This window comes from Limnobacter thiooxidans (assembly GCF_036323495.1).
Taxonomy (GTDB): domain Bacteria; phylum Pseudomonadota; class Gammaproteobacteria; order Burkholderiales; family Burkholderiaceae_B; genus Limnobacter; species Limnobacter thiooxidans.
Genome location: NZ_AP028947.1, coordinates 1,706,331 through 1,722,226 on the forward strand (window position 1 = coordinate 1,706,331; position 15,896 = coordinate 1,722,226).

General features: G+C 52.5%; 18 protein-coding genes. 12 read left to right on the forward strand and 6 right to left on the reverse strand.

What is annotated here, in order from left to right; genetic code table 11:
* The first annotated feature begins 2 nt into the window (after window positions 1–2).
* Both RGQ30_RS07855 and RGQ30_RS07860 read left to right on the forward strand, forming a co-directional pair.
* Window positions 3–1,640 carry a 3-(methylthio)propionyl-CoA ligase gene (locus tag RGQ30_RS07855; protein WP_130556444.1) on the forward strand — a complete coding sequence of 546 codons (1,638 nt, stop codon included), beginning with the start codon at window positions 3–5 and terminating at the stop codon, window positions 1,638–1,640.
* 18 nt (window positions 1,641–1,658) lie between these two features.
* Complete coding sequence (locus RGQ30_RS07860; protein ID WP_130556443.1) at window positions 1,659–1,964, forward strand: Dabb family protein; 306 nt, start codon at window positions 1,659–1,661, stop codon at window positions 1,962–1,964.
* Here RGQ30_RS07860 and RGQ30_RS07865 read toward each other — a convergent pair.
* The 3 genes from RGQ30_RS07865 to ygfZ are packed head-to-tail and all read right to left on the reverse strand — an operon-like array spanning window position 1,949 to window position 3,980.
* Window positions 1,949–2,752, reverse strand: coding sequence for an NRDE family protein (locus RGQ30_RS07865; RefSeq protein ID WP_130556442.1), 804 nt, complete (start codon window positions 2,750–2,752; stop codon window positions 1,949–1,951). The two genes, RGQ30_RS07860 and RGQ30_RS07865, sit on opposite strands and share 16 nt — an antisense overlap.
* Complete coding sequence (locus RGQ30_RS07870; RefSeq protein ID WP_130556441.1) at window positions 2,743–3,069, reverse strand: DUF4936 family protein; 327 nt, start codon at window positions 3,067–3,069, stop codon at window positions 2,743–2,745. The genes RGQ30_RS07865 and RGQ30_RS07870 overlap by 10 nt, the downstream gene beginning before the upstream one ends.
* Window positions 3,070–3,074: 5 nt before the next feature.
* Entirely contained in the window at window positions 3,075–3,980 is a 906-nt protein-coding gene (gene ygfZ, locus RGQ30_RS07875; RefSeq protein ID WP_338284868.1) for a CAF17-like 4Fe-4S cluster assembly/insertion protein YgfZ, read from the reverse strand.
* 142 nt (window positions 3,981–4,122) lie between these two features.
* On the opposite strand from ygfZ, the gene mltG reads away from it, so the two are divergent.
* From mltG to RGQ30_RS07905, 6 genes are read left to right on the forward strand one after another with little or no spacing between them, the layout of a single operon-like run.
* Entirely contained in the window at window positions 4,123–5,166 is a 1,044-nt protein-coding gene (gene mltG / locus RGQ30_RS07880; RefSeq protein WP_130556439.1) for an endolytic transglycosylase MltG, read from the forward strand.
* A gap of 7 nt (window positions 5,167–5,173) precedes the next feature.
* Complete coding sequence (gene tmk, locus RGQ30_RS07885; RefSeq protein ID WP_130556981.1) at window positions 5,174–5,824, forward strand: dTMP kinase; 651 nt, start codon at window positions 5,174–5,176, stop codon at window positions 5,822–5,824.
* Window positions 5,821–6,816, forward strand: a complete 996-nt coding sequence (locus tag RGQ30_RS07890) for a hypothetical protein (RefSeq protein WP_130556438.1) — start codon at window positions 5,821–5,823, stop codon at window positions 6,814–6,816. The genes tmk and RGQ30_RS07890 overlap by 4 nt, the downstream gene beginning before the upstream one ends.
* Window positions 6,817–6,858: 42 nt before the next feature.
* Window positions 6,859–7,242: a PilZ domain-containing protein gene (locus RGQ30_RS07895; protein ID WP_130556437.1), complete on the forward strand. Its 384-nt coding sequence runs from the start codon at window positions 6,859–6,861 to the stop codon at window positions 7,240–7,242.
* Window positions 7,242–8,027 (forward strand): TatD family hydrolase, encoded by a 786-nt coding sequence (locus tag RGQ30_RS07900; protein WP_130556436.1) that lies wholly within the window; start codon window positions 7,242–7,244, stop codon window positions 8,025–8,027. The genes RGQ30_RS07895 and RGQ30_RS07900 overlap by 1 nt, the downstream gene beginning before the upstream one ends.
* The gene (locus RGQ30_RS07905; protein ID WP_130556435.1) at window positions 8,024–8,701 is read left to right on the forward strand and encodes an ankyrin repeat domain-containing protein; all 678 of its coding nucleotides are present in this window, start codon (window positions 8,024–8,026) and stop codon (window positions 8,699–8,701) included. The genes RGQ30_RS07900 and RGQ30_RS07905 overlap by 4 nt, the downstream gene beginning before the upstream one ends.
* 41 nt (window positions 8,702–8,742) lie before the next feature.
* Here RGQ30_RS07905 and RGQ30_RS07910 read toward each other — a convergent pair whose 3' ends face one another.
* Window positions 8,743–10,380, reverse strand: coding sequence for a methyl-accepting chemotaxis protein (locus tag RGQ30_RS07910; protein ID WP_298217241.1), 1,638 nt, complete (start codon window positions 10,378–10,380; stop codon window positions 8,743–8,745).
* 566 nt (window positions 10,381–10,946) lie between these two features.
* Between RGQ30_RS07910 and RGQ30_RS07915 the strand changes: the two genes are divergently transcribed.
* Window positions 10,947–12,947, forward strand: coding sequence for a S8 family peptidase (locus RGQ30_RS07915; RefSeq protein ID WP_338284869.1), 2,001 nt, complete (start codon window positions 10,947–10,949; stop codon window positions 12,945–12,947).
* A 144-nt stretch (window positions 12,948–13,091) separates the two neighbouring features.
* Window positions 13,092–13,316 carry a hypothetical protein gene (locus RGQ30_RS07920; protein ID WP_130556433.1) on the forward strand — a complete coding sequence of 75 codons (225 nt, stop codon included), beginning with the start codon at window positions 13,092–13,094 and terminating at the stop codon, window positions 13,314–13,316.
* Between the two features lies 1 nt (window position 13,317).
* Here RGQ30_RS07920 and RGQ30_RS07925 read toward each other — a convergent pair whose 3' ends face one another.
* On the reverse strand, window positions 13,318–14,184 hold the full coding sequence (locus tag RGQ30_RS07925; protein WP_338284870.1) for a tetratricopeptide repeat protein: 867 nt from the start codon (window positions 14,182–14,184) through the stop codon (window positions 13,318–13,320).
* 214 nt (window positions 14,185–14,398) lie between these two features.
* Here RGQ30_RS07925 and RGQ30_RS07930 point away from each other — a divergent pair, with 214 nt between their 5' ends.
* Entirely contained in the window at window positions 14,399–14,683 is a 285-nt protein-coding gene (locus RGQ30_RS07930; protein WP_298217237.1) for a hypothetical protein, read from the forward strand.
* A complete protein-coding gene (locus RGQ30_RS07935; protein WP_130556430.1) occupies window positions 14,680–15,105 on the forward strand; it encodes a DUF3135 domain-containing protein in 426 nt (141 codons plus the stop codon). The genes RGQ30_RS07930 and RGQ30_RS07935 overlap by 4 nt, the downstream gene beginning before the upstream one ends.
* Here the strand turns inward: RGQ30_RS07935 and RGQ30_RS07940 are convergent.
* On the reverse strand, window positions 15,077–15,787 hold the full coding sequence (locus RGQ30_RS07940) for an SIMPL domain-containing protein (protein ID WP_338284871.1): 711 nt from the start codon (window positions 15,785–15,787) through the stop codon (window positions 15,077–15,079). The genes RGQ30_RS07935 and RGQ30_RS07940 overlap by 29 nt on opposite strands.
* Window positions 15,788–15,896 lie beyond the last annotated feature (109 nt).

The window sequence follows — 15,896 nt, forward strand, 5'->3', positions numbered from 1 at the left end:
AAATGCAAGGTTTGATGATGAATATGCCCCTGTTGATTTCATCGGTGATGGAACATGCAGAGCGGCACCACCCGCATGGTGAAATTGTGTCGCGTCGCACGGAAGGCGACATTCATCGAACTACCTACGGTGAGGTGGCCAAGCGCGCGAAAAAGCTGGCCAACACGCTGGAAGAATTTGGAGTACAGCGGGGTGAAAACATCGCAACCCTGGCCTGGAATGGCTACAGGCACGTTGAAATTTACTACGCCGTATCCGGCATGGGTGCGGTGGTGCACACGTTGAACCCGCGCCTGTTTCCTGAACAACTGGTTTACATCATCAACCACGCCAAAGACACCACGGTGTTTTTTGACAGTACTTTTGCGCCCCTGGTCAAAGCCGTTGCAGCGGCATGCCCCACCGTGAAGCGATGGGTGCAAATGTGCGATGAACAAGCCATGCCCGCCGAGCCGGCCGTGGCAGGTTGCCTGAATTACGAGGCCTTGATCAAAGACGCCTCAGACCAGTATGTGTGGCCCGTTCTGGATGAAAACTCGGCTTCCGGCCTGTGTTATACCTCCGGTACCACAGGTAACCCCAAGGGTGCCCTGTATTCTCACCGTTCAACTGTATTGCATGCCTTGGCGGCTTGTACACCCGATGCCTTGGGCCTTAGCAGCCGCGACACCATTTTGCCGGTGGTGCCCATGTTCCATGTGAATGCCTGGGGTATCCCTTACATTGCCTTGATGACAGGCGCGAAAATGGTGATGCCTGGCGGAGCCCTGGACGGTGCATCCATTTACGAACTGCTGGAAACCGAGAAAGTGAATTTTTCTGCAGGTGTACCCACGGTGTGGTTGGGCCTGTTGAACCACGTACAGCAAAACGGTTTGAAATTCAGCCATTTCAACCGCACCGTGATTGGTGGTTCAGCCGCACCCGAAGCCATGATCAAGACCCTGAACAATTTGGGTGTGGAGGTGATCCACGCCTGGGGCATGACCGAACTTTCACCGCTGGGGACGGTGTGCCGCCTGAAGGCGCAACACGCGGACTTATCGCTGGAAGAGAAACAGAAGATCATGCAGAAGCAGGGAACAGCCATTTTTGGCGTGGACATGAAGATTGTCAGCGACGATGGCGAGGAGTTGCCATGGGATGGCGAAGCCTTTGGCGATTTGCTGGTGCGGGGCCACTGGGTCATCGACAGTTACTACGGTGGTGAAGGGGCCAAGGCATTCACGACCGACAAGGACGGCAAGAAGTGGTTCGCCACAGGCGATGTGTCGAAGATCAACCACGAAGGATTCATGCAGATCACCGACCGTAGCAAGGACGTGATCAAGTCGGGCGGCGAGTGGATCAGTTCAATCGAGCTGGAAAATGTGGCCATGGCCCACCCGGCAGTCCACGAGGCTGCGGTTATTTCCGTGTATCACCCCAAGTGGGATGAACGTCCGCTACTGGTGGTGGTGCGCAAGCCCGGCGCCGAAGTGGGGCGGGATGAGTTGTTGAATTTCTATGAGGGCAAGGTGGCCAAGTACTGTTTGCCAAACGATGTCGCGTTTGTGGACGAGTTGCCGCACACCGCAACTGGTAAAATCCAGAAACTGAAGTTGCGCGAGCAATTCAAGGACTACAAGTTGCCCAATTAATTTTTTTTGAGAAGTTCAATGATCAAGCACATCGTATTCTGGCAGTTGAAAGATGAAGCCCTTGGCAACACCAAGGCCCGCAACATGGAACTGGTGAAGGAAAAGCTGATGGCTTGCGCCGACATCGTGCCCGGTATTGTGGACTTTGAAGTAGGTTTGGGCGGCTCCGGCCTTGAGTGCACCTACGATGTGGTGTTGTATTCCACGTTTGAGGACAAGTCCGCGCTGGACGCTTACCAGGTTCACCCCCAGCATGAAGCCATCAAGAGCTTCATTGGGGAAGTGCGCAGTGCCCGGCAGTGCATGGACTACGAAGTGATTTGAATTTGAAGTGTTTCCCGGCCGGTTTCATCACCGGCCGGATTGAATGTAATCTCGGTAAACTGCACGATCTTTTTCGTGTCCATCAAGATCACGGCGCTTGAACGGGTGCCATACAGCGGCGACACAATTTTCACAGCCGACAGCATTTTCTCCCACTCGTGCGGCACTCCTGTATAGGGCAGTTCAGTGTCTTCAGCCAACCCGGTGTGCCCCAGTAATTCAAGCAATGACTGCTCGAAATGACGGCGATCAGTGTTGCTGTTGTTCAGTCGAACAAGCTGATGTTCCAAGCCAGCCTCAAGTCGTCGGGTTTTCGGCCAAGGCGCACCCAAGTGCCCATTCGACACGCTATAAATCCCAGGTTCCAGAAGCACTGAAAATGGCACACCATTGTTCAGTTTGAGGCCCTGATTACTGGTGCAATGAATTGTCAGCGTATTCAAATTGCCATGAACCAAATTAAACCCGGCATAGTTCAACGACATTTCTTCCGTAGGCCCTTGGCCGTTCTCAATAGCGCTGAGCACCAACTCACCCCGTGAAGGCGCCGTTGCCGGCAGGTTTAGCGCTGCGTTTCTCACATTGGTCAACAGGGCAAACTCACCTTTGCTGCTCAGGCCCAACCAACTGCCACCCGATTGCAAATCCTTGCCGGCAAGCACAAAGCCGCCGGGTACGGGCCAGACTTGCAGTGGGGCAGTGGGCCTGTTGTGAAATTCATCCCGATTGGCCACGCAAATGAATGGAAAAACCGGGTGAACACCCAAGGCCAAGGCTGCTATGCACATGGCTTGGCTGCCCCCACAATTACTTCGCTGAAAATTTCTGTGTGTCGGGCAGGCGGGTTCTCAAAAGTTGAAAAACTGCGCTTGGCCAGTTCCTGCACCTTCTCGCAGAAATCTGCAATCTGCTTTGACTGAACTGGCGCAGGCTCAATGACCTCCATCAAGGTGAAATAGGGCTTGTCTGCTTCTTCACGCTGGTACAACTTGGCGGTGCCCAGGTTTTCGCCCTCGAGCGCCTTGATCAATTCGCCCGCGCAAGCCAGTCCCTGAGCAATGTCAGCCTTGGGAATGCGGTAATAAACAAAAAGCTGCATGGCCATGGGTGTCAGGCTGTTTCAAACACGTTGCCTTTCTGGTGCACATCGTAAGGTGGGGGTGTAACCTGCAACACTGCCTCACCCGCTTCACTTTTCACACGGAAAATCGCATTGGGCTGTTCTGCATCGTCAACCGGCAGTTCAATCAGCAAGTGCTGCTGGCCATTCAATTTGACTGAAGTGGCCACCACACCGGCCGGTTCATTGTCCTTGCCAGCCAGCCAGACATCTTGCCCCGCAGCCACCACCAAGTCACCACTGGCTGTCGCCTTAAACACGCGCCGTTTGACCTTGCCCAGGTAATGGCTTCTTGCCACAATTTCCTGTCCTGGATAACAACCTTTGCTGAAGCTGACCCCACCCACCAAATCAAAATTAATGGCCTGAGGAACAAACATTTCTACTGTGGGCTGCGACACATAGGCAATGCCCAGCTGCTGCAAGGCAAATTCAAAGGCATCGTCAGCCTGGGTATCAGCTGTGCCCTGTTCGTCGGCAATCAAGCTGAAACCGGGTGTTACACCGCCCAAAGCCCGCAGACTGCCCGTGGCATTGCCGTGTTCGTCCCATTCCACCTGCATGGGTCGCGCCAAATCAGTGGCCGCCACATACGCTACCTGGAACTCGGCAGAACTGTCACGAACCTTGCACTTGCTACGCAGCACAAACATGTTCAAGCGTTTGACCAATGCCGGCACAATTTCCTTGCGGCACACCATGAAAACCTGTTTGCCTTGGCGCAGAATGAAAAAACTGCCAAGTAGGCGTCCTTTTGCAGTGCAAAGCCCTGCCAGGCGCAGCTGACTTTCAGACATGCCCGCCACATCATTGCTCAATTGTGATTGCAGAAAAGAAATGGCGTCGTCTCCGTCCACGCCAATGACGCCCCAACGTGATAAAAACAGTGCAGACATGCTCAAACCCTTTGTATTGATCAAAACAAACAACGCCCAAACCAACCGGAAAAAGTTTCCCGCTATGATTAGGACCAATTCCCACATTGTAGTGGCTTCTGGTAAGGTCTCGCCTTCCAGCAACCCAAGGTAAAGCAAACACGTGCGCAAAGCCAAAAAATCACGAAAAGTACCCAGGAAAACGAATTTTCAATGGCTTTGGCTGAAGCGAATTGCCATTGCGGGTGTGGTTTTGCTGGTGGCAGGCCTCGCCCTTTTGTCGTGGTTGATGCTTACACCCATTGACCGGAACCAGTTGCGTGTGGATGCCCATGTCAGCAGCGGACAAGGCGCGCGCGGCATTGCCAACGAGCTGAATCAACAGGGCTTGAAAGTCAACCCGACACTGTTCGTGCTTGCGGCAAGGCTTACTGGCCGTGCCAGCCAACTGAAGGCTGGCCGATATGAACTGCCCGAGGGTATCAGTGTGGTCGGGTTGGTGGAGTATTTGAGCAAAGGGCAGGGTGTGCTCAGTAGTATCGCCCTGATCGAAGGTCAAACAGCCCGGGCTTTGCTGTTGAAATTGCGCAGCCAACCCGACCTGATCGACGATTACCCCGGACTGGATCATCACGCCATTGCCACCCGGATGCAGCTTGAAGGTGGTAGCCTGGAAGGCTGGATTTATCCCGACACTTACAAATACTCGCCTGGTTCCAGCCTGTCGGAACTGCTGGAACGGGCTGTACGTTTGCAAAAGCTTGAACTTGAAAAGGCCTGGCAGCAGCGTGATCCCCAGTCGCCCTTGAAAACGCCTTATGAGGCACTGAAAATGGCCTCGATTGTGGAAAAAGAAACCGGTTTGGCCAGCGACCGTGGCAAAGTGGCCAGCGTGTTCGTGAATCGCCTGCGCGTGGGCATGCTGCTTCAGACCGACCCCACGGTCATTTACGGCGTTGGTGAGGCATTTGACGGCAACCTGACCCGCAAGCACCTGCAAACCGACACCCCTTACAACAGCTACACCCGCGCGGGCTTGCCGCCCACGCCGATTGCCACACCGGGCAAGGCGGCTCTTTTTGCGGCCTTGAACCCTGAAAAAACACCTTATTTTTATTTTGTGGCCAAGGGTGACGGCAGCAGCTATTTCAGCAAGAATCTGAATGAGCACAACAACGCTGTTCGCAAATATCAACTTGGACGATGATTCATTCATGAACAAACGAAAGCAGGGATATTTGATCAGCTTCGAAGGAGTCGATGGTGCGGGAAAGTCTTCGCACATTGCCCGTGTCAAGACGCACCTCGAGCAGCTTGGGTATGAATGCCTTCAAACCCGAGAACCGGGCGGAACACCCGTGGGCGAGTCAATCCGGGACCTGGTGTTGCACCACGACATGGACATCAACACCGAGTTGTTGCTGATGTATGCGGCCCGCCGGCAACACATGGTGCAGACCATACAACCCGCGCTGGATCGCGGGGTGTGGGTAATCACTGACCGTTTCGAGGACAGCAGTTTTGCCTACCAGGCCGGCGCCGGTGGTGCCAGTTGGGAAGCCTGCCAGCAGCTGAGCAAATGGGCCTTGAATGGTTTCGAACCCACACTGACCTTTTTGTTTGACCTGCCCATTGCCGTGTCTCAAGCCCGAATTCAGGGCAGGGCAGGTGACGGGGACAAATTTGAAGCCAAGCCTGGTAACTATTTTGAAGCGGTTCGGGCCGGGTTCATCAAAAGGGCTCAGTTAAACCCCAGAAGAATCCGGGTGATTGATGCACAACCGTCCGAAGCCGAAGTGGGTGAGGCCGTTTTGCTTGAACTGGACAAATTCATGCGTACCCATTTGAACCTGGGCTTGGCATGAGCACGGCAAGCTGGCTGCTTCGTGCCCAGACACAACTGGGCAATCTGATGCAGGCAACCACTGCACCCATTCTGGTACACGGCCACCAACCCAAGGGCCTGTATGAACTGGTCACCCAGCACCTGGCTGAGGAGCTGTGTGAAAACGTTGCGGCAACAAAGCCTTGCCTGCAATGCCCCGGTTGCCACATGCGGCTGGCAGGCAACCACCCGGACCTGCGGTATTTGATGCCGCAAGCCGTGGCACTTGAACTGGGCTTCAACGTGGAAGTGAAAAGCGGCGTCAAGCCCAGCCACGACATTCGAATTGACGATGTCCGGGATTTGCAGAATTACTTCAATACGGCATCAAGCCGGGGCGCTTCACGTTATGTGGTGGTGTACCCGTTTGATCAAATGAACGCCAACACGGCCAATGCCTTGCTGAAAACCCTGGAAGAGCCAGCCAACGGATTGCGGTTTGTCCTGGTGGGAAGCCGCATCGACAAATTGCTGCCCACCATTCGTTCGCGCTGTCAGGAACTCACCATGCCCATGCCCGGAATTGTTGAGTGCCTGAAGTGGCTGGAGGGGCAGGGCGTGGCCCAACCCGAGATCGCCTTGGGTGTGGCCATGAATGATCCCTTCGAAGCTTTAAGCCTTGCGCAGCAGGCGGCAGACCAACTGGATTTGCGCAAGAAATTTCTGGATTGGCTGGCCAACCCGGATCAGCATGCCAACCCGCCCGCAGGCCTTGAAAAAGTGGGCTTGCCCGTTGTTCTGGAGTTGGCCATGCGCCTGTGCAGTGATTGTGTCGCCCAGGCCCATGGCCTGAAAGGCAACAATTTTCCCTGGCTTCAACCCAAGCTGATGTGGGTTAAATCGGTTGGGATTGAACGGTTCAGCAACCTGTACCAAAACCTTCAAAAGGAATTCAGGTTGGCAAATCATCCGATTAACCCCCGTTTGGCGCTGGAGTATGTGGGCCAACAGTGGCAAACTTTGACCAGGTAGTTGTTTAAAACCGGTTTCAACCTTGAGCAGGTCTTCAGAAGCATGAACAGTCCAACGATCAACAATGCCCGCAACGCGAAAGAGGCCACACGCCCTTGGATGTTGTCATTGACGCTTGGCGACAAGAACACTGCCGCCAGTTTGTACATGCCCTTCATCAAGGGGGGCGGGGTTTTCATTGAATCGGACAAAGAGTACAACCTTGGAGACCCTGTTTTTGTGCTGCTCACCGTGGGTGATGACGCCAAGAAATTTCCGATCAACGGCAAGGTGGTGTGGATTTGCGGCGCAAATGCCAGGGGCGACAAAGCCCGCGGTATCGGGGTGCAGTTCCCGAAAGACGACAGTGGCGAAGGCGCGCGCGTGGCAATTGAGCAAATGATAGGTAAAATGCAAAATTCCATGAAAAAAACAGCAACCTTGTAGTGTTTACCGATTCGCATTGTCATCTTGATTTCCCCGGTCTGGTCGAGCAGCTCCCAGACATTCTCAGCCGAATGAAAGCAGCACAGGTCAGTCGCGCCTTGTGTATTTCAGTCCAGCTAGAAGACTTTCCAAATGTACTGGCGCTGGCCGAAAACCACGACAACTTGTGGGCCACAGCAGGTGTGCATCCCGATTACGAAGACATCACCGAGCCCACAGTTGAAAAACTGCTGCAGCTGGCAGACCACGCACGGGTGATTGGTATCGGTGAAACCGGGCTGGATTATTTCCGCTTGAAAGGCGACCTGGAATGGCAGCGCGAACGTTTTCGCGTGCACCTGCGTGCCGCCAACGTGTGCAAGAAACCCGTGATTGTGCACACCCGCGCTGCTGGGGATGACACGCTACGTATTCTTGAGGAAGAAAATGTGCAGGGTTGTGGCGGTGTCATCCACTGCTTCACCGAAACACTGGATTTTGCCCGCAAGGCACTCGACCTGGGCATGTATCTGTCCTTCTCGGGCATTGTCAGCTTTAAAAATGCAGCCGATTTGCGTGAAGTGGCCCGGTTTGCGCCACTGGACAGAATTCTGATTGAAACCGATTCCCCTTACCTGGCGCCCGTGCCGCATCGCGGAAAAACCAATGAGCCCAGCTTTGTGCCCCATGTGGCCAAAGTAATTGCAATGGAAAAAGCTATTTCAATTGAAGAGGTTGGTATTCAAACTTCAAGTAACTTCGACAAACTGTTCGGCTTGGTTCAAACCGAGGACGCGGCAGCTTGAACAGACGACAGTTCTCCGCCTGCCTTGCTGTAACACTGCTGTTGCCTTGCTTGTCGCACGCGGGTGCCTTCGAAGACTTTTTCCTCGCAATCAAGTTTGATGATGAAAATCGCCTGCGTGCGCTGCTGCTCAAGGGCATGGACCCCAATACAGTTAATGAACAAGGCTTTCCTGCACTTGTGTTTGCAATGATGCAAGACTCGCCAAATGCGGTGCGCGTGCTTTTGTCATCAAACAAACTGGACCCCGATCAGCCTGACCCCCGAGGTGAAACACCATTAATGGTGGCCTGCACGCTGAACAAGCCTGAATGGGTTTCGGCCTTGCTGCGCAAAGGCGCAAAGCAGGGCGCCGATGGCCAGTGGACCCCCTTGCACAATGCAGCGGCTGCAGGTTCATCCACTGCAATTGAACTGCTGGTGAAGGCTGGCGGCAACATCAATGTGCTTTCTCCCAATGACACCACCCCCCTGATGATGGCCGCGCGCGAGGGCAGGGAGACAGCAGCCCGCGCACTCTTGAAGTTGGGTGCCAACCCGGCGCTCACCAATCAGGCTGGCTACAATGCGGCTGGATATGCCATGAAAGCTCAGCGACAAGAGCTGGCTTTCGAGATCATGAAAAAAGAAAAGGCGCTTCGCAAAGCGCCTTTGAAGCCAAGCCCCGGCAATTAGATGCCGGGAGGCCCTTGGCGGGTGAGGGGTAGGGCGTCTGTTTACAGGCTCGCTTCAAAATGTTTGACCAGATTTCGCAAGTCCCCAGAAGTGGAGGCCAATTTTTTGGCAGCACCATCCAGATCGTGAATCGCAGCCACATTGCTTTCAGTCAAGGCACTCATTCTTTCCATGCTGTTGGCAACTTCCAGGGAGGCTTGGGATTGCTGTTCCAGCATGGCTGATATGTCTTTTGCAGATTGAGCCACACCACGGCTGGCTAACTTGATGGCTTGCAAACTTTCGCCAGCCTCCAGAATCAGGGTAGTTCCGACATTGACTTCATCAACAGCCCTGCTCATGGTGTCCAGACCCTTTTGTGTACCGCTTTGAACTTCCTTCACGGTGGCTGAAATTTCTGTGGTCGATTGTCGCGTCATTTCTGCCAATTTGCGTACCTCGTCAGCCACCACCGCAAAACCTCGCCCGGACTCACCGGCACGTGCTGCTTCAATGGCCGCATTCAATGCAAGCAGGTTGGTTTTCTCGGCAATTTCAGTGATGGTTCGTGTCACCGTGCTGATTTTGACCACAGCCCGGTTCAGTTCCTCAATGTTTTGTTTGGCGTCCTGAACCACCTCAGCCACTTTTTGAGTGGCTTGTGTGGATTTGTCCATGCTTTCTGCACCGGTATCCACCACATCCATCGCATTCTTTGCATGGGATGAGCTTGCACCGGTGGCCTCGGAAATTTCCGAAACCGACACTGACAATTCTTCCAGCGCTGCTGCAACACCGTTAATACCGTCTGATTGCTGCTGGGTACGTGTCATCAGGTTAATAGCCAACTGGCTAAGTGCTTCTGCATTGCCCTTCACCTCGGATGAACTGGACACCACATCCGCCACAATGGCACGCAAGTTAACCTGCATGCTTTTGAAGGCAGTGTGGACCTTGTTGAACTCGCGGGTGCCCGATTCCGGGATTTCATGTTTGAAATTGCCCTCAGACAAGGCGCACAGGGCATTCATCATGGCCTGGTTGGTGTGCTCAACACGACCTTTGATCCACATCAAGCCAAGGCCAGCAGCCACAAAAGAAGCCAGGGCACTGCCATACACCACGGCGGAAATTCCTGACATTGAAAGCAGGGCGATGATTGCGGGTAAGAAACACACAACACTGAGGTCGACTAGGAAAGGACGGCCTTTGGCTGGCTTGGTAAACGGGAAAGTGGCATTGCCGGCATTGATTGAGCGGTACAAGGAATCTGCCTGGGACTTTTGCGCATCAGTTGGCTTTGAACGTACTGACATGTAGCCAATCTTCTGGCCATTTTGTGTCAACGGCGTGACATAGGCATCCACCCAATAATAACCGCCGTCCTTGCACCTGTTTTTTACCAGGCCTTTCCAGGGTTCGTTGCGGTGTCCTGTGTCCCAAAGGTCTTTGAACGCATCGCGCGGCATGTCTGGGTGGCGGACCACATTGTGCGGTTGCCCAATCAACTCATCGAGCGAAAATCCGGAAATTTCGACAAATGCAGGGTTTGCGTAGGTGATTTTGCCTTTCAAATCAGTTTTGGTAACAATCGGGACACGTGGGTCCAAAAGGCGTTCCGGGCCGTTTGTAGACGCTGACATTCGCGCGTTACGACCTTTGAGTTCCGCTTTGATTTCTGTGGAGGCGGTGTTTGACATTTGGTTTTTTCCATACCAGAAGGGTCTATATACCCAAGCATGGTACGAAAAACTCACGTCATGACAGACCTGTAATAGAGGCCCATATCGACCTTAGTTTCAAGTATCGAAAGCTTATTCGGGCAACTCGAGATCAACCACAATTATTCGTGACTGAAGATCAGAAATGATGACTTGGCTGTTTGTGATTGCATCGGTAGGCCAGTCTGGATAGACCGCACTTAACACGAATGCAAAGAATACGAATTTGTACATGAATGCCTCTGGCTGAATTGAGCGGGGTCATTCATGTTTTCGGGTGAAAACCAAGTTTGAATCATCGCCAAACTTGGTGGGATTCACTCTGGCTAACCCAATTCGAATCAACCATATTAGTTACGTATAATTTGTATTATGTAAACTAATATTAATATCCGTGTTCAAATGCATCCCGTTGGGTACCCTCTGCCGGTTTTTCCAGCAGAACGAACAAGGACAGGCAAATACTACCGGTTTGCATGAATCCACCCTCCACCTGTCTAGGTATCATTCCAACACCCCGATTCAATACTCTTCAGGCTTTCCTCATGTTTTTAACCCGCAATCGATTGCTGTTCGTCTCCGCCTTCTTGTGCCTGTTCACAGCAACAACAGCAAAAGCTTCCGAACGATGGGTTATTCAATTCAAACAGAACCAGTCCGCTCAGGAAAACGCCCGGCAATCCCGCCTGTCAGTGTTGCAAAAGCAGCAGGAAATTGGCGCGTTGGTGAATGAACTTTCGAAGGTTCACAAACGCCAGTTCAGGATGGTTCGTGCCTTTGGTAATCAGGGTGCCATTGTGGTGCTGCCAACAGAATCGAATTGGAACATGGAACAGGTTCGACAAAGGCTTGAATCGGATCCACGTGTTGAATCAGTCGCCTTGGACCGTCGAATTCGCCTGCGTGCGCAGTCGCCGCTGATCGGTTTGCTCAATGGGCTTGACCCGTCTCGCCAAAGCCGTTCCTGGTTTCATCAGGCGGTTTCATCCCAACCTGCCTCAATGAATTCGGCCACACTGTGGGCCAATTTTCACGGCACTGCGCCAACGGTTGTGGCCGTGCTGGATACAGGTGTACTGCCCTCGCACCCCATGCTTCAAGGTCATTTGTTGTCTGGGTACGATTTTGTAGCGGATCCCTTTATTGGTGCTGACGGGCAGGCCTCAAGCGGTTCTGATCGTGATGCAGATCCTACTGACCCTGGCGATGGTGTCACGCCCGCAGATTTATTGTTTGACCCGGCTTGCGGTGCGGTCAGCCAGTCCAGCTGGCATGGTTCTTTTGTATCCGGCTTGCTGGCTGGTAACCCGGTTGTTTCCGAAGGTATCTTTCCTGTGAACTGGAATGCCGCTGTTCTCCCCGTGCGGGTGTTGGGAAAGTGCGGTGGCTTTTCAACTGACCTGGCTGACGGTATCCGTTGGGCAGCTGGATTGAGTGTGCCTGGTGTACCCGCCAACCCCTTCCCTGCCAAGGTTATCAATTTGAGTCTGGGTGCCGAAGGCGAATGCGTCGGTGCCATTGAAGGTGCTGCAGTTGCTGCTGCCCGTCAGGCTGGTGCTTTGGTTGTGGTTGCTTCAGGCAATGATGGCGGTTCCGTTGATTCTCCAGCCAATTGCCCTGGTGCATTTGGAGTGGGGGCGTTGGATCAGCAAGGCTTGAAAGCCAATTACAGCAATTATGGACCCAGTATTCAACTGGTGGCACCCGGTGGCGACGCGGCTTTTCCCATTTGGAGTGCCTCAAATACTGGATTTTCTACCCCCTTGAGCAACACCTACAACACCAAGATCGGCACCAGTTTTTCCGCACCTATGGTGGCAGGCGCAGCTTCTTTGTACTGGTCTGTGAATCCTTCTGCGAGCGTAGCCACAGTTGAGTCCGCACTGAAGTCCAGTGCCCGCCCTTTTCTCTCTTTTTCCAATAGACAGATATGCAGCGTGAACACGCCTGGTGTGGAATGCAATTGCACCACTGCTTTATGTGGGGCCGGTATGCTTGATGTGTTCAGGCTTGTTACTGGTGTGGCACAGGGCGGTCTGACCAATCTGTTCTCCAATTCAGGCAATGTCATCGCTCCGGGTTCTTCCGGTGTTTTTTCAGCCGAAGGTTCTTTGGATTCCACTGGTCAGGAAGTTTCTGCTGTTTCTTTCGATTTGATCAACATTGTGAAATCAGACAGTTCTGCCCCTGATCCTGTCCTTACCTCAACTGGTCTCACAGTTGAAGTGGCTGCAACTGCAGGCGTATTGGGCTTTGATTTACGTGCACAGGTCGCCAATGGCCGCTCCGCAATTGCTTCGATTGTGGTTCAGAACCCGGGGGCAACCTCCCCTACTCTCTTGGCGAGTTTATTGTCACCCCTGATTAACGGGGCCAGCAGCGGCATTGGTCTGCCCTCTTCGCCCGTCGGGAATATTGTGCTCGATGGTTCTGACTCGCCTCCCGCGGGCGGAGGCTCTTCTTCAGGCGGGGGTGGGGGTGCACTCCAGCTGTTCGGACTTTTTGCTCTGTTAATCCTACTAGGCTGTTTTAAAAGGACAAAATAGATATTTTCAGGCCTGTTACAACAATGTTGTGCTTTAAACAACGTTAGAAGCAGAGCTCCAATCCTTGACAGTCCTCAATGATAAAGTGTGATTACTGACTTCGAGGTCAGTAATTCACGCAGTAAATTTTTTCAGAGGTGTCGTATGAAAGCTCTTCGCTCCTACCCTGGCGTATTGATTTTGATGTTGATTGCAGCAGCCATGCTGGTTCATGGTTTGGTCGACTACATCAATTACGAAGCAGCCAGCCCCAGCATTCTCGCCGCCATCGGCTGTCTGTTTTCTGCTGTAGCACTGGTTGCGGTGTATGAATTCAAATCATTCAAGGCCAATCGCAGACTGGTTCGCGCTAAAAGCCAGACGCTTTAATTCACCTTACCGGGCTGTTTTTGGCGGCGTTTTGCGCTGCAATAACAGCCTGCAAGTTCTTCTGGGTACTCAACGTCAAAGGGTCTTGGCTGCCCAACGCATCGCTTCGGATGACGTAGGCTTTGCTCAAAGCTACCTCTGATCGTTTCAAGTCCCCTGCCCTGTACAGCACAACACCCAAATTGTTGAGTGACTGACTCGTTCTAATGTCATTGGGTCCAAATGCGGCTTGTCGAACTTCATAGGCAGCCTGGTAATTGTTGGCCGCTTCAAGCAATTTGTCGCCCCGCATCTGCAATGTGCCCAGAAATGTCAGCACTTCGGCTCGAATTGGCTCGTTTTTGTATGCCGGTGAGGCATTGATGATTTCCGCAAGCACCTGAAACTGCTCTTGGGCTTCAGTTTCTCGCCCCATGTCCAGCAACCCCACTGCATGGTTCATGCGAGTTTCCATTGTGCGCAGGTGGGTTTTACCCATTCGAATTTCGTAGACAATACGGGAAAGTTTGAACGCCTTTTCAGCTTCATCAGCCTTCGCTTGCAGCGCATAAAATGTTCCCAAGGTATCTTGCACCATGCCAGCCGATAGTGAATAGCGTCCTATCGATTGCTCAACTGTGCTCAAGGTCCGGTTCAAGTGCGCCTCGGCTTTTTGCGGCTGTTCGGCCTGCAAAAGGGTTTGTGCAATCAATACCTGAAGGCGGGTCCAGGTTTCAGATGAAACGGCATCTTCGCGGCTTGGTCGGGCGTACTGACTGGCTTCTTTCCATGTGGTGATGGCCAAGTCTGGCTCATTTTGCGACAGGTAAGCTTTGCCCAAGGTTTCGAGAATTACGATTCGCTTCGTAGTGGTAAGCGAATTAGTCAATTCAAGCCGGCATGTTTCGATTGTGCTGTTGGCGACTTCTTTGCCAAAACTTTGTTCACAACGGCTTGGGCTGACCCCGGCCGCATGTGTCACAAGCGCTGGTGCAAGCAATACGAATGAGCAAATGAATCTGAGCGAAAGCAATGGGCTGCGGGTGATCGGCATCTTTTCTTATTTGTAAATTGCAATGACTGAAGGAGTTTACTAAAACCAATTGCCAACTTTGGCAGTACAACAATTAACAGCATCACATCAAGTCATCATGGGTCAACATTCAAACATTGAAGTCAATCAAGTTGAAAATCTCGGGAAGAAATTTGAAACTCTTGCGCTGGTTGACAGACTCATGGAAGAGAACGAAGCTCTAAGACATGAGCTTAACCTAAAAACTACGCGATTAAGAACCCTGCAAAAGGCAGTTCATGCGTTTTTGATGGGTTCTGATGACCCGAATGCCAATGTGGCAGGGCTGATCGAGCAAACCAGGGAGCAGACATGACCAATTTTGACTTCAAGGAATGGGCTGATTTGTACCAGGTGGACCCTGTGGCGTTCGAACAGCGTCGGGAGGCTGTTTTGGAAGGCTATGTGGCCAGTGTTGATCCAGAGGCCAGACAGGCACTCGAACAGACCCTGTTTCGAATCAGGATGATTCGCCAGCGCTCAAAAAGCCCTTTGCAGGCAGCCATGGAGTCTTCAAAACTCATGTGGGAATCTTTTGGCAAGCTGCGTGAACAGGTGGAAATTCTGGAGAAGGAACTTTCTCCTGCCCCTTTAAAACAGAATGGTTTGCGCCTGGTCGATATCGATGCTGCTCAACAAACTGCCAAGGACCTGTTTGAGCCAAAAGAAGCCCATTCACCCGTACAACCCAGTGCACGGGTGATTCCATTCACGGCTTCAAACAAACGCGCCCATTGACCGATACGCTCACGCGGCTTGAACCGGCCGCAGGCGCAACTTCCATACCCTTGCTACGCATGTCCGATGCAGCAGCATACATGCGCGGGTAGCCCGGTGAAGATTGGTTTTCATCATTGATGGACACTTCACCCAAGGTGTACGCAGTTTTACCGAAACCTTTTGTGACCACCAAGGCCTTGGCCTGAAACTCCTTCATGGCCAGCTCGAGCAGTTTTTCACGACTTAGCTCAATGCGTTGTTCACTTGGAAAATACTCAAGGTTGCTCAAGGTCAGGCCTTCAGCCACATTCAGAACCTTCTGGTTTTTCAAGGCCTGCACGGGCATTTCGAATGTCAGGGAACCTACTCCTTGCCAGGTCTGGATGATCTGATTCTCCCCATACTGCGGATAGGTTTGAAGGTTGTTCTTCAGCTTGGTGATGTCCTTGTTCTTCGATAGGTTGGCAATCGACTTTTCAAGCACAGAATTGATTGCGGTCATCGCTTCGTTGGCACTGGCTGCCTGAATCTGGACCTGCCAGTTCAGGCGAACCATGTCGTTGTCTACCTCTTCGCTGCTGACTGCGTTCAGGTTCACAGCAGGCGTTTTCTCACAAAGGTCTGCATGGGCAACCACGGGTTGAAACAATGCAAGACTGGATCCAAGAATGACGATTGGCAAGGCGTTCGTTAATTTCATTCGCTTTCTCATGAAAAAAGAATAAAGGTGGTGTTTAAGTGACAGCAATTCAACATGCGCGTTTGCCAGACCACAAAACAATCTGTTTGCAATTCAGGCATTGTTACAA